General features: G+C 63.4%; 17 protein-coding genes. 5 read left to right on the top strand and 12 right to left on the bottom strand.

Annotated elements, in window-relative coordinates; translation table 11 throughout:
• Positions 1–4: 4 nt before the first annotated feature.
• Positions 5–1,249, bottom strand: a complete 1,245-nt coding sequence (locus BCEP18194_RS27785; protein WP_011354611.1) for an efflux RND transporter periplasmic adaptor subunit — start codon at positions 1,247–1,249, stop codon at positions 5–7.
• An 80-nt stretch (positions 1,250–1,329) separates the two neighbouring features.
• On the opposite strand from BCEP18194_RS27785, the gene soxR reads away from it, so the two are divergent.
• On the top strand, positions 1,330–1,809 hold the full coding sequence (gene soxR, locus BCEP18194_RS27780) for a redox-sensitive transcriptional activator SoxR (RefSeq protein WP_011354610.1): 480 nt from the start codon (positions 1,330–1,332) through the stop codon (positions 1,807–1,809).
• A 55-nt stretch (positions 1,810–1,864) separates the two neighbouring features.
• On the opposite strand, the gene BCEP18194_RS27775 is transcribed toward soxR, so the two are convergent.
• Positions 1,865–2,626, bottom strand: coding sequence for an SDR family NAD(P)-dependent oxidoreductase (locus BCEP18194_RS27775; protein WP_011354609.1), 762 nt, complete (start codon positions 2,624–2,626; stop codon positions 1,865–1,867).
• 108 nt (positions 2,627–2,734) lie between these two features.
• Between BCEP18194_RS27775 and BCEP18194_RS27770 the strand changes: the two genes are divergently transcribed.
• Complete coding sequence (locus tag BCEP18194_RS27770; RefSeq protein WP_011354608.1) at positions 2,735–3,646, top strand: LysR family transcriptional regulator; 912 nt, start codon at positions 2,735–2,737, stop codon at positions 3,644–3,646.
• Between the two features lie 24 nt (positions 3,647–3,670).
• Here the strand turns inward: BCEP18194_RS27770 and BCEP18194_RS27765 are convergent, their stop codons facing one another.
• Positions 3,671–4,324 (bottom strand): TetR/AcrR family transcriptional regulator, encoded by a 654-nt coding sequence (locus BCEP18194_RS27765; protein ID WP_041493233.1) that lies wholly within the window; start codon positions 4,322–4,324, stop codon positions 3,671–3,673.
• A gap of 149 nt (positions 4,325–4,473) precedes the next feature.
• Between BCEP18194_RS27765 and BCEP18194_RS27760 the strand changes: the two genes are divergently transcribed.
• Positions 4,474–5,766, top strand: a complete 1,293-nt coding sequence (locus BCEP18194_RS27760; protein WP_011354606.1) for an NAD(P)/FAD-dependent oxidoreductase — start codon at positions 4,474–4,476, stop codon at positions 5,764–5,766.
• Positions 5,767–5,810: 44 nt separating this feature from the next.
• Complete coding sequence (locus BCEP18194_RS27755; protein WP_011354605.1) at positions 5,811–6,209, top strand: DUF3331 domain-containing protein; 399 nt, start codon at positions 5,811–5,813, stop codon at positions 6,207–6,209.
• Positions 6,210–6,238: 29 nt separating this feature from the next.
• Here the strand turns inward: BCEP18194_RS27755 and BCEP18194_RS27750 are convergent, their stop codons facing one another.
• Positions 6,239–7,567 carry a dicarboxylate/amino acid:cation symporter gene (locus BCEP18194_RS27750; protein WP_050781619.1) on the bottom strand — a complete coding sequence of 443 codons (1,329 nt, stop codon included), beginning with the start codon at positions 7,565–7,567 and terminating at the stop codon, positions 6,239–6,241.
• 225 nt (positions 7,568–7,792) lie between these two features.
• Complete coding sequence (ggt, locus tag BCEP18194_RS27745; protein ID WP_011354603.1) at positions 7,793–9,544, bottom strand: gamma-glutamyltransferase; 1,752 nt, start codon at positions 9,542–9,544, stop codon at positions 7,793–7,795.
• A gap of 363 nt (positions 9,545–9,907) precedes the next feature.
• Here ggt and BCEP18194_RS27740 point away from each other — a divergent pair, with 363 nt between their 5' ends.
• Positions 9,908–10,786 (top strand): MurR/RpiR family transcriptional regulator, encoded by an 879-nt coding sequence (locus tag BCEP18194_RS27740; protein WP_011354602.1) that lies wholly within the window; start codon positions 9,908–9,910, stop codon positions 10,784–10,786.
• Here the strand turns inward: BCEP18194_RS27740 and BCEP18194_RS27735 are convergent.
• The 7 genes from BCEP18194_RS27735 to BCEP18194_RS27705 all read right to left on the bottom strand — a co-directional run bounded on the left by BCEP18194_RS27735 (position 10,765) and on the right by BCEP18194_RS27705 (position 21,892).
• The gene (locus BCEP18194_RS27735) at positions 10,765–11,601 is read right to left on the bottom strand and encodes a hypothetical protein (protein ID WP_157687254.1); all 837 of its coding nucleotides are present in this window, start codon (positions 11,599–11,601) and stop codon (positions 10,765–10,767) included. The genes BCEP18194_RS27740 and BCEP18194_RS27735 overlap by 22 nt on opposite strands.
• A 394-nt stretch (positions 11,602–11,995) precedes the next feature.
• Entirely contained in the window at positions 11,996–13,210 is a 1,215-nt protein-coding gene (icmH, locus tag BCEP18194_RS27730) for a type IVB secretion system protein IcmH/DotU (protein WP_011354600.1), read from the bottom strand.
• Positions 13,211–13,227: 17 nt separating this feature from the next.
• The gene (tssM, locus tag BCEP18194_RS27725; RefSeq protein WP_011354599.1) at positions 13,228–17,337 is read right to left on the bottom strand and encodes a type VI secretion system membrane subunit TssM; all 4,110 of its coding nucleotides are present in this window, start codon (positions 17,335–17,337) and stop codon (positions 13,228–13,230) included.
• Positions 17,338–17,362: 25 nt separating this feature from the next.
• Positions 17,363–18,667, bottom strand: coding sequence for a type VI secretion system protein TssL, long form (tssL, locus tag BCEP18194_RS27720; RefSeq protein WP_011354598.1), 1,305 nt, complete (start codon positions 18,665–18,667; stop codon positions 17,363–17,365).
• 2 nt (positions 18,668–18,669) lie between these two features.
• Entirely contained in the window at positions 18,670–18,951 is a 282-nt protein-coding gene (locus BCEP18194_RS27715) for a PAAR domain-containing protein (RefSeq protein WP_011354597.1), read from the bottom strand.
• A gap of 25 nt (positions 18,952–18,976) precedes the next feature.
• Positions 18,977–21,352 carry a T6SS phospholipase effector Tle1-like catalytic domain-containing protein gene (locus BCEP18194_RS27710; protein ID WP_011354596.1) on the bottom strand — a complete coding sequence of 792 codons (2,376 nt, stop codon included), beginning with the start codon at positions 21,350–21,352 and terminating at the stop codon, positions 18,977–18,979.
• A gap of 12 nt (positions 21,353–21,364) precedes the next feature.
• On the bottom strand, positions 21,365–21,892 hold the full coding sequence (locus BCEP18194_RS27705) for a DUF3304 domain-containing protein (RefSeq protein WP_011354595.1): 528 nt from the start codon (positions 21,890–21,892) through the stop codon (positions 21,365–21,367).
• Positions 21,893–21,942: the final 50 nt, after the last annotated feature.

Here is a 21,942-nt window from a genome sequence, read left to right as displayed (position 1 = left end):
CCCGTTACTGCGCAGCCGGCGGCGCGCCGGCATCGGCGACGGCCTGCGTGCCGTTACCCGGGCCGTTACCCGTGCCGTTGCCTGCGCCATTGCCGGCACCACCGGCATCGGCGCGCGCGGGCAGCGCCTTCGGCTTCACCTGCGCGCCCGGATAGTAGATCCGCTGCAGACCGTCGACGACCACGCGGTCGCCCGCCTGAATCCCCTTCTCGATGATCCGCTCGCCATCCAGCCCGCGACCGATCGTTACGTCACGACGCAGCGCCTTGTCGCCGGGTCCGATCACATAGACGTACTTGCGGTCCTGGTCGGTGAGCACGGCCTTGTCGTCGACGAGCAAAGCATCCTGGTCGCGGCCGCTGACGAGCTGCACGCGCGCATACAGGCCCGGCGTAAACGTATGGTCCGCATTCGGCAGCCGCACGCGCGCGCGGATCGTGCCCGTTTGCGGGTCGAGCCGGTTGTCGAGGAAGTCGACGGTGCCCGCATGCGGGAAGCCCGTCTCGTTCGCGAGGCCCACGCGCACCGGATCGGCACCGATCGCGCGATGCTTGGGATCGGCACGCCGTGCGTTGTAGCGCAGGTAGCTCTGTTCGTCGCAGTCGAAATACACGTAGACGGGGTTCTGCGACACGACGGTCGTCAGCAGCGTGTCGTCCGCGCGCGCCAGGTTGCCGACGGTGGCGACCGCACGGCCGACGCGGCCCGCGATCGGCGCGCGCACTTCGGTGAAACCGAGATTGAGCTTCGCATCGGCGACGGCCGCATCGGCCGCCTGCAGGTCCGCACGCGCTTGCTCGGCCGTGGCGCGCGCGTTGTCGAGTTCTTCCTGCGACGTCGCATGCGCATCGATCAGCGTCTGCACGCGCTTGAGCTGCACGTTCGCGAGGCTCGCGGCCGCGCGGGCCCGCTGCAGCTGCGCGTTCGCGCGATCGAGCGCGATCCGGTACGGGCGCGGGTCGATCTCGAACAGCAGCGCGCCCTGCGCGACCAGGTCGCCTTCCTTGTAGGCGACACGCTGCAGATAGCCGCTCACGCGCGGCCGCAGTTCGACCGCATCGACCGCTTCGACGCGTCCGTTGAATTCGTCCGCGAGGCGGATCGTGCGCGGCGCGATGGTGGCAACGCCGACTTCGGGAAGGGATTGGGCCGACGATGCGCCTTTGCCGTCGTGACAGCCCGACAACGCCAGCAGCAGTGCACAGGCCGCACCCAAAGGCGACGTCCTGCGTAGGGATAAGGAGAGCATGATGCCTCGCGACGGGTTAAACTGCCGCGTAGCATAAAAGTTGAAGTTAACTTCAAGTCAAGCTTTCCCGGAGGGGCAACATGGGTATCCAGGAAACACCACAATGGCCGCTGATGTCGATTCGTGAAGTGGCCGCACGCAGCGGCGTACCGGCGTCGACGCTGCGGTTCTACGAGACGCGCGGGCTCATCAAGTCGCACCGCAACGGCTCGAGCCATCGCCACTATTCGCGCGCGGTGCTGCGGTTGATCGCGTTCATCGTGTTCGCGCAGAAGATCGGCTATACGCTCGACGAGATCGCCGAGCAGCTCGTCAGCCTCCCCGAGGACACCGCGCCGAGCAACAAGGACTGGCAGCGGCTGTCGCGCGGCTGGAAGCAGCGCGTTGCGAACCGGATCGAGGAGTTGCAGCGCCTGTACATCAACCTCGACGAATGTATCGGCTGCGGCTGCCTGTCGCTGAAGCGCTGCAAGCTGACGAACCCGGAGGACCGCGCGGGCCGCAACGGGCCCGGCGCGCGGCGCTGGCTCGGCGACAAGCCGCCGACGGATATCGAATGACCGGCAGGCCGGGCGTGGCACGCGATGCCGTGCCGGGCCACCGGGGTCGATTGCGTCACCCGACGCGCCAGCCGCCGTTCACCGCGATCGTCGCACCGGTGACGAACGATGCACGCGGCCCGGCGAGCCACGCGACCGCGTCCGCGATATCGTCCGGATGCCCGGCGCGGCCGGCCGGCGTCTGCTCGCGGATCGTCGCGGCGATGGCCGGCGCGACGCCGCTTTCGCCGAAGAAGCGCGTGTCGGCGATATAGCCGGGCGCAACCGTATTGACCGTTGCGCCGCGCGGCCCGAGTTCGCGCGCCAGTGCGACGGTGAACCCTTCGACGCCGGCCTTCGCCGCCGCGTACGCCAGGCCGCCCGGCAGCAGGCTGCCGGCGCGCGCCGCGATCGAGCCGATGTTGACGATCCGCGCACCCTGCTCTGCAAGGTGCGGCAGCACGGCCACGGTCGTCACGAACAGGCTTTTCAGGTTCGCGTCGAGCACGGCGTCCCACACGCGCTCGGCCTCGCCCGCCTCCGTATCCGCGCCGACACGGCCGGTCAGCCCTGCGTTGTTGACCAGCACGTCGATGCAAGGCCACTGCTCGACGATCGCGGCGACCGCCGCCTCCGCACTCCGTCGTACGCTCAGGTCGGCCGCCTGCCCGATCGCCGCGCCGCCGAGCCGTGCGACGGCCGCTTCCAGCCGCGCCGCGTCGCGCCCGACGATCGCGACCCGATACCCATCCTCCACCAGCCGGCGCGCGATCGCAAAGCCGATCCCGCTCGACCCGCCCGTGACGATTGCCGTTCGCGCCTGTTCCCTCGCTGACATGACCTGCCCTCCCGAATGTCGACCGTTGATGACAAGACCATTCTGGGCAGCGCAGTGTGATAGGTAAAATACGAATTCGATGATCCACTGATACGCAAAAGGTATCGCATGATCGATCTACGGCAGTTCAGGCAATTCATCGCGGTCGCCGAGACGCTCAACTTCCGGCGCGCGGCCGAGCGGCTGCACATGGCGCAGCCGCCGCTCAGTGCGGCGATCCGCAAGCTCGAGGACGAGCTGGGTGTCTTGCTGCTCGAGCGCGACAACCGCGGCACGGCGCTCACGCCGGCCGGCGAGGCGTTCCTGCTCGAAGCGCGGCGCGCGCTCGAACAGGCCGAACGCGCGGTGGCCGTGGCCCGCCGCGCGGGCGCCGGCCTCGGCGGCACGCTGCGTCTGCGCTTCGTCGACAGCACGGTCAACGCGCTGCTGCCGCTGATCCTCCGCGCGTTCCAGGAACGCCATCCGGACGTCGATTTCCAGCTCGAGGAAGGCACGACCGCCGAGCAGGTGCTCGCGCTGCGCCAGGACCGCACGGACGTCGGCCTCGTCGTGCTGCCGGTGGCCGATGCGGGCGACGTGCGCGTCGAGCCGCTGCTGCGCGACCGGATGGTCGCCGCATTGCCCCACGGTCACCGGCTCGCACACCGCCGGCGCATCGCGCTTGCCGAGCTGGCGGACGAACCGTGGGTCATGTTTGCCGCGCACCACGGGCCCGGCATGCATGCGCTGATCGCAACGGCATGCGCGCAGGCCGGCTTCGCGCCGCGCATCGTCCAGCAGCCGCGCCAGATGCAGACGACGGCCGGGCTCGTCGCGGGCGGCATCGGCGTCGCGCTGATGCCGCGCCTGTTCGTGCCGATGCAGCCGCAAGGCATTACGTTCTGCGAACTGAAGGATGCGGGCAGCCCGCTCGCGTACGAGCTGGCGATCGCGTACCGGACGCCATCGCCGCTCATCGATGCGCTGCGCGAGACCGCGCGAAGCGCGGTACGCGAACTGGGGCTGGTGCTGGCGACGTGACCGAGTGCGTCACGCGCGCCGTGCTCAGCCGCCGACGACGTTGAACGCGACGTCGACCACGGCCTTCCGGAACGCGTCCTGCTGCGTGGGCAGCGACGTGTACTCCAGCATCATGTGGCTGTACGACACCGTCGTGCCGATCGCACTCGCAAACATGAAGAACAGCACGGTCGGATCGACCGGGCGGATCACGCCGGCCTCGACACCGTCCGACAACAGCGGAAACAGCACGTCGTAATACGGGCGCACGATCCGCTCCTGCAGCCGGTCGAGCCGCCCGCCCACTTCGGTCGCCGCCGTCGAGAAGAACATGCCCATGTCGGGCTCGTCGAACTCGTGCTCGACACACCGCTCGATCGCGCGCAGCACACGGTCGCGAGGCGACAGCGGCGACGTGCGCAACGCGCGCAGCGTGTCGAACATCGGCTCGGCCAGCTCGGCGATCTGCTCGACGACCGCCAGCCACAACGTTTCCTTCGTACCGAAATGGTGCGCGATCAGCGCCGCATCGACCCCCAGCTCGCGCGCGACTTCGCGCACGCTCGTTGCGTCGTAGCCACGCTTCGCGAACGTGCGACGCGCGGCCCGCAATATCACGTCCGGCCCCACGGACGCCCCGGCCAGCGGCCGCCCTCGCATACGCCGCTTGGCCGGCGCGCGCTCAGTGACTTCAGCCACGTCTTCCTGATCTCCTTGAATGATTCGAATACCCCTGTTCAGACCCCGCTTTAGCGGCGCCGAAAACCGGGTGACCTGCCCCGCTCCGTTGACACGCGAAGCCGGGAAGCGCTAGGATCATACCTTATTCATCACTTGATGATTTATCCATGACAACCCCTACACGCATCGTCATCGTCGGCGGCGGCATCGCCGGACTGCAGCTTGCCACCCGTCTGGGCGAGCGCCTCGGCCGGTCCGGGCGTGCACAGGTCACCATCGTCGACCGCAGCCCGACCCACATCTGGAAGCCGATGCTGCACACGATCGCGGCCGGCACGCGCGATGTGCAGCAGCAGCAGGTGATCTTCCTCGCCCATGCCCGTGACCACGGGTACTCGTACCAGCCCGGCGAACTGACGGGGCTCGATCGCGCACGCCGTCGCGTGCAGCTCGGCGAGATCCGCTCGCAGGACGGCGAACTCGTGCTCGAGGCACGCGAACTCGAATACGACGTGCTGATCCTCGCGCTCGGCAGCCAGGCCAACGATTTCGGCGTGCCGGGCGTGCGCGATCACTGCTATTTCATCGACAGCCAGAAGCAGGCCGAGACCTTCAACGAAGCGTTGCGGGTGCGCGTCTTTCGCAGCATCGCGCGCGACGAGCCGTTCCGCGTCGCGATCGTCGGCGCGGGCGCGACCGGCGTGGAACTCGCGGCGGAGCTGAGCCGCTTGCTGGAAGTGGCCCAGGCCTATGGCGACGCGACCGTGCGCGAACGGCTGCAGCTCACGCTGCTCGAAAGCGGCCCGCGCATCCTCGCCGCGTTTCCGCCGCGGATTTCCGCGTCCGCGCAGCGGCGGCTCGAACAGATCGGCTTTCACGTGCTGACGTCGACCCGCGTCACGTCCGCCGCCGCAAACGGCTTCCACTATGGCGACGGTTCGTTCGCCGAGGCGGACTTGATGGTCTGGGCGGCCGGCGTGAAGGCGCCCGATTTCATGCAGGCGCTCGACGGGCTCGACACGAATCGTGCGAACCAGATCGTCGTCGGGCCGACGCTGCAGGCAACCGGCGACGACCACGTGTTCGCGATCGGCGATTGCGCGAGCCTGCTGCCCGACGGCCACGAGCGGCCGCTGCCGCCCACCGCGCAAGTCGCGACGCAACAGGCCGAGCATCTCGCGAAGCACCTGCCCGCGTGGCTCGAAGGCAAGCCGATTCCGCCATTCGCGTTCCATGATTTCGGCGCGCTCGTGTCGATCAGCGACTACGACGCGTTCGGCACGCTCGGGCAGTTCGGGTTCTTTCGCGGCGGCTTCATCCAGGGGCGTTTTGCGCAGTTCAGCCACCTGATGCTCTACCGGCGGCACCAGCAGGCGCTGCACGGCTTCTCCAAGGCGACCCTGCTGTGGATCGCCGAACGGATCAACGGCTGCGTGCAGCCGCGCATCCGCCTGTCGTGATACCGCGCGTGGCGGTGTCGCGTAACGTTTCGAGGAAAACTGACATGAACAACCGTTTAGCGCCCTGGCTCGTGACCGTTGCCGCGATCAGCAGCTTCGACATGCCGTCCGTCTCGTGGGGCGTGCCGCGACGCCGCAGCGTCACGCGCGACCGGCTGCCGTCGTGGGACGCGACGAGCAAGCCGTCCATCAGCGTGCTCGAGCGGCCCACGGCCGACACCGTGATGATTTCATGGTGCGACGCGTGCACCGGGCACTACGGTTATCAGAAGTGGCGGCTGTTCACCACGCGCAAGCGTGGCGTGTGTGCGCTGTCGGGGCAGCCGATCAAGATCGGCGACAGTGTCTTCGCGCCGCAATTGCTCGGCTCGACGCCGGGCAACGCCGCCGCGATGGTGCTGGCCGCGTGCATCGACGCGGCCCGCCCCGCCGAGGCGGCCTGACAGCCCGGGATTCGACCCGGGATTCCGCTTCAGGCGGTGGTGACGCGATCCGTATCGCGGACCGCCTCGTTCATGCGTGCTTCGGCTTCCGCATCCAGCCGCGCCGCATTCGCCTCGGCTTCCGCTTCCGGCATCAACTCGCCTTCCCATTTCGCGACCACCGCGCTGGCGATCGAGTTGCCCACGGCGTTCGTGGCCGAACGGCCCATGTCGAGGAACGTATCGACGCCCAGAATCAGCAACAGCCCGGCTTCCGGGATGTTGAACTGGTGCAGCGTGGCAGCAATCACGACGAGCGACGCACGCGGCACGCCGGCCATGCCTTTCGACGTCAGCATCAGGATCAGCAGCATCGTGACCTGCGTGCCGAGCGACAGGTGAATGCCGTATGCCTGTGCGATGAACAGCGACGCGAACGTGCAGTACATCATCGAGCCGTCGAGGTTGAACGAATACCCCATCGGCATCACGAAGCTCGAGATCTTGCGGCGCACGCCGAAACGGTCGAGCGCATCGAGGATCTTCGGATACGCGGCTTCCGAGCTCGCGGTCGCGAACGACAGCATGAACGCTTCCTTGATCAGCACCAGCAGCTTGAACACGCGGCGGCCGAGGAACAGCAGCCCGGCAGCGACGAGCGTGCCCCACAGCAGGAACAGGCTCAGGTAGAAGTCGCCCATGAACACCGCGAACTTCAGCAGGATCGACAGGCCGTTGATCGCGACGGTCGATGCCATCGCCGCCAGCACCGCGAGCGGCGCGAGCTTCATCACGTAGCCGGTGATCTTGAGCATCACGTGCGCGAGCTGGTCGATCGCCGCGACGAGGATCTTGCCGCGTTCGCCGAGCGACGCGAGCGCCACACCGAAGAACATCGAGAACACGACGATCTGCAGGATCTCGTTGTTCGCCATCGCCTCGGCGATCGACTTCGGCACCATGTGGCCGACGAAATCCTTCAGCGTGAACTTGGACGTCGCGAGATGCGCGGACGCGCCGATATCCGGCAGCGGCAACCCGAGGTTCTCGCCCGGACGCAGCAGGTTCGCCATCAGCAGGCCGAGCAGCAGCGAGATCAGCGACGCGGTGACGAACCAGCCGAGCGCCTTCACGAACACGCGGCCCACCGACGACGCGTCGCCCATGTGCGCGATGCCGACGACCAGCGTCGAGAACACCAGCGGGCCGATCACCATCTTGATCAGCCGCAGGAACACGTCGGACACCAGCGAGATGTAGCCGGCGATCTCCACCGCGGACTGCTTGTCCGGCAGCTGCGTATAGATCATGTAGCCGATCAGGATGCCGGCCGCCATCGCGAGCAGGATCCAGCCTGCCGCGGACATTCGTTTGTTCATAGCGGAATTCGACGCACGGGAAGAAGTTGACGGATGAAAGGCGCGCATCCCGTGCCGTGCCAGGGGGCGCGCGTGGCGAGCCGGTCGTGCCCGGTGTGTCGGGCACGGGCGCCGGCGCCGGTCAGGCTCGCGGCTATCCGCGAGCTGACGTGCTGCCGCCGCTACGGCATTCGCGCGAAGGCGAACGCCGGCGGCAGCGATTCAGCGTGATGCGATCAGGCCAGATCAGTAACCGATTGCCGAGCCGGCCGGACGGCGCGGATCGTTGTAGCCGTAGATGAAGCCGACCCGCACGTTGCCGGACACGGACGAATCGTTCCCGGAACTCTGGCGGCTCGCCGCTTCGGTGCCCGGCAGGCCGACCATGATCAGCTCGGCGGCGCCCCACGGCGTCTGCTCGACCATCTTGTAGCCCATGTTGCGCAGGATCGCGAGCGTGTCGGGCGACAGGCCGTAGGTTTCGTAATAGACCTCGTCAGGCAGCCACTGGTGGTGGATGCGCGGCGCGGTGACCGCGTCCTGCGGCGTCATCCCGTAGTCGATCACGTTCAGCACCGTCTGCAGCGTGATCGTGATGATGCGCGAGCCACCCGGCGAGCCGACCACCATGAACACCTTGCCGTCCTTCTTCACGATGGTCGGCGCCATCGACGACAGCGGACGCTTGCCCGGCGCGATCGAGTTGCGCGTGCCCTGCACGAGGCCGAACAGGTTCTGCGCGCCGACCTTCACGGTGAAGTCGTCCATCTCGTCGTTCAGGAAGAAGCCCGTGCCCGGCGCGATGACCACGGCGCCGAAGCGGCCGTTGACCGTGTAGGTCGTCGACACCGCGTTGCCGTCCTTGTCGATGATCGAATAGTGGGTCGTCTCCGGCTTCTCGTGCACGCCGACGCCCGGCTGCACGTCGACCGACGGCGTTGCCGTATCCGAATGGATGCTCTTGCGGATCTGCGCCGCGTATTCCTTGCTCGTCAGCTTCGCGACCGGGTTGTCGATGAAGTTCGGGTCACCGAGCAGCGTGTTGCGATCTTCGTATGCATGGCGCATCGCTTCGGTCATGTAGTGAACCGCCGCGGCCGAATGGTAGCCAAGCTTGCGCATGTCATACCCTTCGAGGATGTTCAGCGTCTCGCACATCGTCACGCCACCCGAGCTCGGCGGCGGAGCCGACACGAACTCGTAGCCGCGATACGAACACGTCAGCGGCGCGATGTCCTGCGCACGGTACGACGCGAAGTCGGCCGCCGTGATCAGGCCGCCGCCCTTCTTGGCCGCCGCCTCGACGATCTTCGGGATCTCGCCGTGATAGAACGCGTCGGGACCCTGCTCCGCGATGCGCTCGAGCGTGCGGGCCAGGTCCTTCTGCACCAGGCGGTCGCCCGGCTGCAGCGGCGTGCCGTCCGGCCGCAGGAAGATGCGGGCCGCATCCGGGTCCTTCTTGAAGCGGTCGATCGTCGTGTCGAGGATGTCCGTATCGCCACGCGTCAGCACGAAGCCGTCGCGCGCGAGGCGGATCGCCGGCGCCATGACCTGCTTGCGCGTCAGCTTGCCGTACTTGCGCTGCGCAAGATCGAGGCCGGCGACCGTGCCCGGCACGCCGACCGCACGATAGCCATACAGGCTGTCGTCGGGAATGACGTTGCCCTTCGCATCGAGATACATGTTCGCGGAAGCCGCAGCCGGTGCGGTTTCGCGGAAATTGATGAAGCGGTCGCGGCCGTCGGCCAGGTGGACGGTCATGAAACCGCCGCCGCCGATGTTGCCGCAGCACGGGTTGGTCACGGCCTGCGCGTAGCCGACCGCCACCGCCGCGTCCACCGCGTTGCCGCCTTCCTTCAGGATGTCGACGCCGATCTGCGACGCGAAATGCTGCGACGAAACGACCATGCCGTTCTTCGCTTCAACCGCGGGGTCCGACGCGGCGAACGCGCACACGCTCATGGCCGACAACAGGGTGAGTACTACGAGCCGCCTCATGACGGAATCCTCCAGACAAATAAACCGGGCCAGGCCGGGATGCGCCGTCGCATCGTCGCGTGTCGGCGCCACCAATCCGGCATGTAATAAACAATACATTCCGGCGAGGCCGCGATCATAGCACTCGCTTTTTTTCGCTAAAACCTAGGGTTATCACTGAATTTATGACCACTGCGGCCGAGGGCGCATTTCGATGTATGTTTGTTTTATTACAGAGACTGATGCGTCACGTGATCGCGCGATGCGTCCCTCTAATTTCGGGCCGCCGGCGGCCTGCCGCGCGTCGATCGGCTAACATGCGTGGAGTCGCCGGCAGACATCCGTCTGCCGTTTGTCATTCAGATCAGAGAGCTGGAGTGCCCGATGGGGACGAGCATCAGGGCGTTGCTGTTATCCCAGATGGATAGCTTCACGCCGTCGGAACAGAAGGTCGCGCAGGCATTGCTGGACCGCTACCCGAGCCTCGGGCTCGGGCCGATTGCGAGCTTTGCCAAACAGGCAGAAGTGAGCGACCCGACCGTGTTTCGCTTCGTCGTCCGGATCGGCTTTCCGAATTACTCGTCGTTCCAGCAGGCGCTGTACGGTGAAATCGACACGGCGATGAATTCGCCGCTCGCGCGGATGGATGCGTTCCACTCGTCCGCGGGCATGCGCGACAGTCATTCGGCAATTTTCCAGCGGCTGTCCGAGTCGCTGGCCACCACGATCGAGGGGCTCGATGCTGCGGCGTTCGACGCCGCGGTGGCGTTGCTGGCCAATCCGGATGTGCGTGTCTTTTGCGGCGGCGGGCGTTACACGGCGCCGCTCGCGTCGCTGTTTTCGTTCACGCTGACCTACGCGCGGCCCCATGTTCAGTATGTCGAACCGAATGTGAACCTCGCATCGGTCGCGCTCGCGGACATGGGGCCCGGCGACGTGCTCGTCATTTTCGATTTTCGCCGCTATCAACGGGACAGCATCCGGTTCGCGCAGGCCGCGCATCGGCTCGGTGCGCGCGTGTTGCTGATCACTGACGAATGGCACTCGCCGATCGGCGAGTTTGCGGAGATCGTGCTGCGCATCCGGGGGCAGCCGTTCGCGATGCTGCAGACCAATGTGCCGGCGCTTGCGCTTGCCGAGGCGCTCGTGATTGGCGTGACGAACCAGCTGCCGGAACTGGCGCGGCAGCGGATGGAGAAGATCGAGCATCTGAATTCCGGGGGAAGCGAGCCGGATATCAGTCAGCGGGATTTGCCGGAGTGAGGGGTGGTTGAAGCATGAGCTTCAAAGCAAACGATACCCGTCAAGTCACGATAACGGCATACCCACAGCACATATCCTAGGAAAATAGCGGCGGAAAATACCACAACCATCCCGCCAATTGTTGCCCAAACGGGCCATGTCAATACACATTGCATGACAAACCACGCACTCAGCAAACTGCTCGCCGCGTACAGCAAATTCAGCATCCGCCGCGGCCGCTTCATCGGTCTCCAAGTTTCAGGATGCACACCCGCATCGACGAATACATCAAGGTCAAACCGCAAACCACGACCAGCAAGGCCGCGTAGTATCGCAACAATCAGTGCGTCGCGATTCCTGAACCGTATGCATCGCATAGCATTAGACGTGAGCCTCATCGGAATTCGTTGCTCGACGATTTCACCGGTCGCCAAGCGGCGCCAGAACACGAAGTTCTTCGTGAATGACCTGGATGTCTGGTATTCGGTTCGCACGTCACACCCGGCATCCGGCTTCCCGACTATCTCATCCCAGAGGATGCGTCTTCCCGCGGACAGCGCGTTGCTATCCGATAACTTTCCAGTGCCATACCACAGACCAATCTGATCGACGTGAAACCACGCCCCTGCCTTGATTCCCTCGCGCGTCATGACAATGGCTGACGCGGCCATCGAAACAAACAACGCAATCAAAACGATCGCCAACTCGAAGGTCCACTGAATGCGGTCGTCTATCGCAGATGTCGCTCCGAGCCCCAGACACGCGACCATGCAGAGCAACGCCGTGGCAAAACTGATGCAGCGAGTGCCGAATAAGTCGGGATCACCTTCAACCACGGAAAATTTTCGCAGATGTTGCGGTAGTCGAATAACGTGCGCTGGCCGGGCCATCGCTAGTAGAGAAGGGGCTCGCCCCTTGCAATGCCGAGTGCTCCGAGACATGCTAACTCCCCAAAAAAACTTAGCATAAAAATTCGACGATCCGTCTGTTACATATTGGATAACGTAACGTGCGTTTTCGTGACGGCAACACGTCCGTTAACCCACTGTCCCGCAAACAACCATCAAGCCATATGGCTAGGTCCGGATCAAAGCACGATTTCCCTGAATCGACATCCTGTGGCCGTCACGTTGATGCAGAAGCGAAAACACACCTCGATCGACGAAATGCAATGTGTGGGACGTCGTCTCGTGCACCTTGGTGATCTCATGTATCGCCCACAATTGGAAGTCAGTCTGAAATAGTCACTTCGACTCGCCGGTTTCTCGCCCTTCCCGACGCGGTACCGTTGTCCGCCAGCGAATCGGCATCGCCGTTTCCCTCGACACTGATACGCGGCGCCGATACGCCAGCCGCAACGAGAATTTGAGCCACGTGCCGAGCGCGTACGTCGGAAAGCACCTGGTTAGATGCTTGACGTGTCGAACTGATCGGAGTGCTGTCCGCGTATCCCGCAACCCGGAGGGTCGCGCCCTTGGTCACAGCGGCGATTTCCCGGCCAGCCGAAGCCACCACCGAAGCACCCCACGGCGCCACCGTTGCCTCGCCTGGCCCAAACATGCCGCTGAATCGGAGCGTCAACGCATTGCGCCCGGAGTCGCGGATCAGTTCGACATTCCCTGCAGCGACCTCGTCGCGAAGTTGCTGCTCCAGGTTTCGGGCGAGCACATCGAGCTGCGATGCCCGGAGCCCCTCATTCGTGCGCACCCAACGGTCCGCCGCGACGTAGCCCCCTGCCCCCAGCAACAGCGCAACAATGAGACCGCCTGCGAACCTCGCTCGCGACCGGCGCACCGGCACCGGACGTACCCACGGATCGATCGTCTGTCGCGGACGTTTCCGCGGCTCGCTAACGCGATTCACGCTCTGCCCTCCGGTCATCACCGCGTCGTGTACGTGTTCGCGAATGACCTGCAAGCGCTTTTGACCGCCTGCTTCGAATCGGTATCGCCCACGGAACCCGAGATCGAGTACGTTTTGGTACAACTCGATGAGATCGAGGTTCTCGCGCTGATTACGCATGGCGTCGTCGATCAGTTGGAAAACACGGTCGCCGCCCTGACGATCATGCCCCAACGCGCTCGCCAGGCTGTTGTCCTGCCATTCGACGCCGGTTGTTTTGCCCTTTCCCCAAGGCGTCCGCATCGCCGCCTCGTCGAGCGCGGAGCACAAACAATAGCTGGCGCATCGGACGTGCTCGGGTCGGAGCCGGAGTTCACTGCAGAGCCAGGTGAAGAGACGAATTTCCTGCCCCAGCCATCGACGCCACCGTGCAATGGCATCGGCATCGAGCGTTGCGGGCGTCTCGGCCAACGCGTGCAACAGGACGCGCGACGCTTCGAGCAGCGGGTTGATCGCCTGCTCCGCGGCTTTCAGCCGTGCGGCAACAGACGGCGACGCCATGGCCCCTGCATGGCCCTGCGGATCGGTTGTCGAAAGAACCATCGATCGCCCCTCCTGGTTCAGCGGGAAGCGCTACCCGCGCTTGCCGGCAACATGCCTCGCGGCAACCCCGGCGGCGGGCCACTATCCGGCAGGTTGAACGCCGACATCGTGCTGGGGCACCGGAACGTCTTCAGCACGTCACTCGTCAGCGGATTAGCGACGCTCCCGGCACTTGCGACGTCGAGTGCTGCCTGACGACCGTCGAAACCGAACGCGATGCGCGTGCGGCCCGGCGTTGCCGTCTCCACCACACGACCGTTCTGGAGCAGGCGCATCAACGCCCACGGTCCGTCTGCTGCGATCGTCGACGTATCCGGCCGAATCCGCGGGCTGGCCGTGATTTCCGTGTGGACGCCGCCGCGCGGCCCCGGCCATGTGACAGTGAAAGGCGCAACAGGACCATGTTGGTAAAGCGTCGTCTGTCCGTCGATGTCGAGCGAGAGACTCATGATCGTCGGATCGAGTTCGGGAATCCGGATGTCGGCCTTCCACGTCATCTGCTTGCGGCCGGGATCGTTGAAGAAGACGTCGCGGATGGCCTTCGCATGCTCGAACGGCTCCAGGTCTGGCCCCTGCATGGGTTCGGTCGCGCCCGGCAGCGTCCGGTAGCGCCAAGGCTTCGCGGCTGTGTCGACGAACGGTGCAAGCGTTTTCGTGAAGAAGTCATCGATCAAGCCCCCTTGTGCAAACACCCGGGTGAAATCGTCGATGCTGACATCGCGCTTGCTGTCCGGCGAAAACGGATAGTTACCCTCGACAATCAGCCGGCATGTGTCGCCGACCACCGCCTGCATCTGACGCGACAGCAATTGGCCGATGCCTTGATTGACTTCGCGCGAGCCATCGGAGGCAAGCTGCAGCAATACCGCGCGGAACGGTGCGGGCATCGTGTCGGCCGCCATTTTCAGTTTCGCGGCTACGTCGCTCGCCGGTGGCATGCTGTTGTTCGACAACGCATTGTCGGCAACCGTGAGCGCCGTGTAATAGTCGTTCAGCAGGTTGGTGACGCCGTCCAGCCCCGTCTTGTCCGCCTGCGTGGCGGCTGGCCGTGTATCGGATTGCGCATCCACGCTCCCGGTTACGACCTCGCGCAGCGCCGCAAAGTGATTGTCGACGAGTTCCCGTTCAACGCGCTCCGATGCTCGAATGCCCAACGCCTTGTCCGCCTTCTGATTGAGCTGGTCGGCGGCTCGCTGCAGCAGCGCCCCGTCCGACACAGCCATCGCCTGCGTGAGCGTCGTCTCGTGCACGGCTGCCCGCGCAAGCCGCACGAGCGGCGAATCAGGCGCCGCGAAGCTGCCCAGCACCTTCAGATTGAACGCAAGGCTCGTGCCGCTCACGGTCCGGATGTCGTTGAGAAACGCGTCCCACTGCTGCGCATATTCCATCAGGTATTCGCGACGGACCGCGTCGGTCAGCGCATCGTCCACGCCAGTCGCGTTGCTCACGATCTCAGCCGTTTTTTTTTGAGCCAAATCCGACGAACCCGCCAGATACGAGCGCCCCATCACCCACGCATCGTCATCTCGCGCGATCTGCACGAATTCGGGCAAGCGCTTGTCGAACAGATTCCGATAGCCGTCGAACGTGAAAAGCCCCGCCACGCCACGCGACAATGGTGCGTCGCTCGCCCGCGTGAACACCGTGCCGGCCTGCGGGCCGACCGCGCGCAGGAGCGTAAACTCGTCGGGCGCTTCCTTGAGCATCGCCGCCTTCGCACGCTGATAAAGGCGATCGGTTGCGTTGCTGCCGTCGAGAAACGCGCGCGCCTGCTGCACCAGCGCATCGTTGCGAATCAGCGGCGATTGCACCACGCGCTCTCCGGAGAAAAGCTGCTGCACGTGGTCGATCATCGACGCACGTCCACCGAAAACCGCCGCGCTGTCGGTCTTCGCCCAGTCGTCAAGCACCCAGGCCTTGACGTCCGCGGCGTTGAACTTCGCCTTGTCGTACAACATCAGGTAGACACGCAGCGCATCGTAGGCCGCCTTTGGAGCCTTGCTGGCGATCGCACCGGACATGACGTCTTCCAGGCGGTACACGATCTGCGGCAGCAGCAGGTTGTCCTCGAGGGCGTCGTACGCATGGCGGCTTTCGGTGGCGATGTCCGCTGGCGTATAGAGACCGTAGCGCCACGTACTGTCCGGATTCGACAGGTCCAGCCCCGGGAAGGTCGCCAGATAGCGGGCCTCGGTCAGCGTGTCGGGCACCGATTCCGGCTTGGGTTCCTTGTAGAGTTGGGTGACGCGGGTCGTGAGCGCCTTCACCTTGCGGCCGATTGCATCGAGATAGTCGCCGTTGTTGCCGAAGCTTGCACGCAGGCCGATGGCCAGCCACACGAACACCAGCAGCGCCAATGTGTGGCCGATCAGGCGCAACAGCCGGTAGCGGTATTCCCAGCGCAGGTTGGGCCTCACCAGATGCGCTTCCGGGAACACGACGCGAGTCAGGAGGTCATGCAGGAAGAAGCCCTGGTTGCCTTCGGCGCGTACCGACGACACGGGAGCGTGGTCCTGGGTCGACAGAAGGCGTTGAACGACTGTACCGCGCTCCGCGACGATCTCGCTGCCCCGTTGCCGCGCACTCGTGAAATACACGCCGCGCAACGTCGAGTGGAGTTGGGTATCGTCGTACCGTGAGTCGAGAAATACCCGATCGATCAGGTCGAGCAGCGGTTCGAGCAGCGCCGAAAATTCCTCGGGCAATGCCGCAAGCGACCGGCGCTTGCGGGGATCGTACTCATCCTGAAGATGGGTATCAATCGAACCGCCGAGCCGTTGTGCGAGTTCGGCAAGCTCGGCGCGGCAGCGCTCGCGCACGCCTTCCTTCGCAACCGTTTCCTTGCCATACGGAAGCGTGAAGCCCCATGCCTGCACTCTCCCCTCGGCCGTCAGCGTCCCGAAACACTCGGCGAAACCCGTCAGACGGTCCATCTTCGTGACCATCACATAAACAGGAAAGCGAATACCCAGTTCCTGCCTCAGTTCGGCCAGCCGCGCGCGCAACATGGCAGCCTCAGCCACTCGCGCCTGTTCGTCGGCGCCCGCCAACGTGGCGAGATCGATCGTCAACAACGCACCGTTGATCGGCGCGCGAGGCCGATGCCGGCGCAGCATGCCCAGAAATCCGAACCATTCCGCACGATCGACCTTCTGCCGGCGTTCCCCCGCACCTTGACCGGGCGGAACGGCAGAGCCGCTGGCTGCGGACACGGCGGCGGCTTTCGATTGCGACGCCTCATTGCGCTTCGCATCGTCTTCGGCGCCCTCCGCAGCCGGCCCGGTATCGGCGCCGTCCTTGCCCGGAACGCCGGTTGCCGGCTTTCCCGTTTCCGAGACGGGCGCGTCGACGTCCTCGGCCGTCGACATGCCGTGATGCGCGTAGTAGCCGGCCGTGTCGATCAGCACCGCGTCATTGGTCATCCACCATTCCACCGCGGCGGCGTCACCGATCGGTGCGCCGGTCGCGCGCTGCATCTGCTCTGCAACGGGAAACACCAATCCGCCGTTCGTCAGTACGCTGGTCTTGCCGGACCCTTGCGAGCCGAGCGTGATGTACCAGGGCAGTTCGTACAAATAGCGCTTGCCCTGGAACAGCTTGCCAGGACCTCGCGCGCCGGTACGCATCGATTTGAGACGCGCGAGCGCGCTCGTCATGATCCCTTCGACTTGACGCAAGCGCGGTGCAGCGGGTGAATCATCCTTGCGGCGGTCCATGCGCAGCATCTTCTTCAGGAACGCATCGTCTTCCCGCATCTTCTGCCACAGACGGAACATCCCGAAAAGAACGAAAGCGCCCGCCACCAGCGCGATCGCGGTGAGCCGAGCCGACACCGCCTCGAACGGCGCCACATGACCGAACGAGAGCAGCGGTGCCGCATACCAGATCAACAAGCAAAGCAATGCGGCAAACACGACGATCGTCGACCAGCCCACGAGCCAGAGCAACACGCCGGCGAGCAACAGCGCGATCAGCAGCACACGCATGCCGGCACTGGCGAGCGGCTTGAGCCCGCCGAACGCGAAAAACGGGCCGACGAACCAGATCACCAATGCAACGACGATCAGTGCAAGGAACGCGAGGAACTGGCGCGAGGCCAGAAACGACAGGAACTGGAACTTCTTCATGTGTTATTCCGGAAACGGATCTGGCTTATCGTGCGACGTCGATCTCGACGCGGCGGTTTTGCGCACGTCCCTGCGCAGTTCGGTTGTCGCCAACCGGATCGGTATCGCCCTTGCCGACGGCTTCGAGCCGGCTTGCCGGCACCCCCGCGGCTTGCAGCATCTGCATGACCTGGATGGCGCGCTCTTCCGACAGCACCTGATTCGATGCGAAATGCCGGCTGCGAATCGGAACGTTGTCCGTGTAGCCGATGATCGTGACCTTGCCCGGCACCTTGGCGACCTCGCCCGCGATCTTCAAGATCAGCGGATTCATCGATGCCTGAACCGAAGCCCCGCCGGGCTTGAACATCGCGTCGCCGCGGAACGTGACGGCGCTGTGGCGGGCATCCTCGTCGACACTGACCGTGCCGGCCGCGATTTCATCCTTGAGCAATTGCTTGAGGTGCAATTGCCGTGGCGGCGCAGGCGGTGGTGTCATGCGGGCGATGTCGACAATCTGCTTCTGGATGTCCGCGCTGCGGCTAAACAGTTCGTACTTGAACCATCCGAACAGTCCGAGCAGGATCACCGACAAGACCGTGACGGTGATCCATACCGGAAAATCGGTGAACGACAAGCGCTTGCCATGCGCGGTCGATTGCCAGTGGGGCGATAGCGTCAGCGGTACGGGTTCGCGCTGCGATGTAATCACGTTGTAGAGCCGTTGACGAATCGCGTCGTGCTTGCGCGGGCCATCAGCCACGCCTCGGTAGCGTCCTTCGAAGCCGAGACTGAGAATCCGGTAAATCACTTGAAGGATGTCCCGGTGCTCATCCGGATCCTCCAGCAAGCGGCCAATCAGAAGATAGACCTTGTCGCCACCCTTGAGGTCTCCGTGGAAAGTGGTCGCAAGACCGCCATTGATCCATTCGATCGCCGATGAGCCATTCTTGCCCCATGCGGTTTGCGCTACCGCTTCGTCGAGTGCCGTACACAGACAGTAGCTCGCGCCGATCATGTGGTCGCGTCGAATATTGGCCTGTTCGCATAGTCTCTCGAACACGCGGACCTCTTCCACGAGAAGCGTCCGTAACAACACGGTTGCATCTTTCGACTCGAACGTTTCGGGCATGTCGGCCTGCGCACGCAGCAAGACGCGCGATGCCTCGAGCAAGGGATTCGAAGCGGCCTTGACCTTGGCCAGACGCTGCTCGAAAACTTCGGGAGGTGCAATATCCTGACTGACAGGTGTATCGCCCTCCCGGTTCAGCGCTTTCTCCAATGCTTCCTCGCCATTCGCGGGAGTGTGCGCGACGCCAAACGGCGTACTGGATTTCCTTGGTGTCGACATAACTAGCGCCCTACCTTGGCTGTCGAAGTCGCAATCAGCCGGCAGCCGCACTCGGTGCGATGCCCGTGCAATGCCACGTAACGCCCGCCGACGCTAAGCGTCGGATGGGCTTCGATAATCTTGTTGATGCCGTGCGGACGCCCGTCCGGATAGGTTTCCGGACAGTCGACCAGATCGTGCAGACGGGCTATTTTCTTGCCGCCGATCTTGTGCGTATCAGAGCCGGTAATGATCCGGCCGCCATGGTCGGTTGCGTCCCCGACGACTGCGATGCTGATTGACATGGTGCTATTCGTAGGAGCGCGCTCACTAGCGCGGAAAAGTGCTGAAGTCGACTTTCACCGGGGGCGGCAACGTCCTCGACCGCTCGACGACGAACTTGCCGCGATCCGCCGCCGCTTTCTGCTCTCGTGATGCAGCAACGGCTGTGGCTTGATCCGTAAGACCGAGGTTACGGACACGCCTATCATTGCCGACAAAGAACGTGCGCGCCCATCCATAGCCGCCTGGTGAATATTCGTGAAAATACGGAACGCGAAACCAGGCGCGGCTGTCGTGTACGTAATCGTCCATTAGGCGCACGACGGCTGGCGAGAGCTTCCGCACAGCCTCGTCGGACGTGTGTTCAAGTAGAAACGGCAACATCTGCGTTTCCGGAGCCAGCACGAAGTCCAAGACCGGCTGGTAGGCAGCGACAGCGCCGAGGAGTTGGATGGCGAGATCGCGATCGCCCAACCAAACGGTGTTCGAACCTTGTCGTCGGTGAGAACCCGCGTCCTTTCGATCGACGGTCAAATAGTAGGCGTTGGGGTTCTGTGATATGAAAATCTCTGCCGAGAAGAGCCCGCTCCCCATCTTGACTGCTTTCGCCGGCGCCTGCGACCAGTACACCTGCAAGCGCGTTCGCTGATCGGGGCGCAAATATGCTAGAACGAGCCGAAATTCCTCGGCCGCCTCGAGAAGGTCGGTCTTGTCATTGGTGGTGATGTCCGTCGCCCCCTCTCCAGGCCGACTTTCCTTTCCGTTATCTGCCGCAGCCTCAAGTATCTCCTTATCCTTCTTCTTGATTTGCTCGGCAAGTTGCTCGGCTCGCTTTTTAAACACATTCGACTCGAGGGGGTTTCGGATCGTTCCAAGCGCTGCGGCCTCGAGGGTATTCTTTCGAATTTCGAGCTCGCGCTTTTCACGCTTCAGGCCGTCAAGCCGAGCTGATGATCCCTTTTTCTCGAGGCGCTTTTCCAGTCCGTACGGGGTGACCTGATCCTCCCGCGCGCGGCGAAAGAACTCCTGAGACGTAATGTATGTATGAGAATTGCCTACATCCGCTCGCAGCGTCCGCCACGCGAGAGATTGCCCCATGCCAATACGCAACGCCGTTTCAACGCTGTCGAGCGGCTTCTGATTGACAGTCGACAACCAGTCGTTAAAGGCGTGGACGACTGCTGAAGAAATCCGAAAATCTTGCCCTACAACCTTCGGAAGCGGATTTTTATCATTTCCTGTCAACAGTGGCACCCCAGCCTTCAGCGCCTCAATGTACATATTGTGCAAGGCAATCTGGCTGAGCTTACTACCTTCTCCCGCTCTCGATTTACCCTGGTCACCAACGGGATAACCACCGCCGACGTCAGAATGCACCCCGGGGTAAGCAATCTCGATCCTACGAGGTTCGCCTATTGGATATATCTGCCGCTCCCGAATGGAATCGAGCGGAAAGCTCATCCTCTGTTCGTGGATCGAGAAGAAGTGCACACATTTCTTGACCGATATGGGAACGTTGAGCGCCCCCCTTGACGTCCATGCCCAATGCCCATCGAGTTCCACCCGATTGATCGCCGCCGTAGCGGTATCGGGTATGCCAACCGATGCGACAGTGTCGAAGATCCCCAGGAAATTGACTTCGTACGGAATCGCACCAGCGATCTTTCCACCTGGCGCCCATGTGTTAATGAGACGATTCACGAACACCCGCGCGCCTGCGGCACCTCGAGAAAAGCCGAAAACGTTAACCCACACCTTCTTGATCGACCGGTTGAGCTGCCCGCCCGGGCTGCTGTGCTTCCTTTGAAGCGCCGACAGCTCCCCATGTAATCGCTCAAGCTTCGATCGAACCTTGTATCCGTAGTAAAACATAGGACTACTTGCCGCTACTCCTGCAATGCGGCTGGTCTTAGCTATGTTCGTGACGGCTGAAACTACAGTTCCGTTGGTCGCGATGACCTCATCGTCGATTAGCGAGCATAGTGCGCGAGCATCAGGGTCATACAACAGGATGTCGCCCACTATCGCCTCATGCACAGCGTTCAGCAAGCGAGTGTACCCCCACGCGACGCGCATGCCGAAACCAGCGGCGAATGCCTTACCCTTCGCGGTGAATTCTTTCTCACCGATTTCAGGAAATGGAGTACCAACACCAGGCACGTAGAACCGATACTCCCCATCCGCGTAGTTGTAACTACACGCGTTGAACAACCTTGCGACGTTGCTATGCGTGGGCCTTTCCGCGCTCTTTATGTCCTCTTCCAGATTGTTATTCGTGCCGTCAAAGAACAAATTGACATGTAGCGTCTGTGGGCAACCTGGCGTTTCCCCGGCCAAGGCACTCTTGCCCATTGATTGGGCAGCAGCCCCTTCGGACAAACGCCCTTGCTCGTTGAATGGTTCGGGCCAACGGATCTCACTCATCGCATCTTCTCCTTACTTCTTGTTCAATTCCGGGTCGAGTGCACCCTGCACGATGTAGGGGTCTTGGTCGTCGATTCTGCGGAGGCCCCCTTTCTCATCACGAATCTGGATACGAATTCGGTCGCGAGACAGGAAGTGCACTACGAAGCCAGCGGTACGCGGTCCATATGGCGGAACTTCCGTGATCGCAGTAAGCCACTGATCACCGCTTCGATCGTCGTCGTAGGGATGCGTGTCGCGTCGCCACTTGACCACGAGCTTCATGTCAGGACGCCATTTGGAAGGGATACTGATGCAACACATTCCCCCCCCACCACCAGAGCGAGACTCGCCATGCCGTTTCGGAAAAATGTTTGGCCCGCCCGCCCAAAGATCTTGACCTTCATTCCCGACACGAAATCCTGCGATGTAGTAGTCGGTATAGTTGTAGCCGCTCACATCTGACGGATTGCTCTCATCTGCATCTGAGCAACCCGCCAGTGTCAACAGCAACCCGACGACGAATAGCATTGCGAAACGCTTCCAAACAAACACAATCATTTCCCGCCCCCCAGCTCGTGGAGCACCGCCGTATTTTCTAGATGACAGTT

The organism is Burkholderia lata (assembly GCF_000012945.1).
Taxonomy (GTDB): domain Bacteria; phylum Pseudomonadota; class Gammaproteobacteria; order Burkholderiales; family Burkholderiaceae; genus Burkholderia; species Burkholderia lata.
This window is presented reverse-complemented; position numbering and strand designations above follow the sequence as displayed.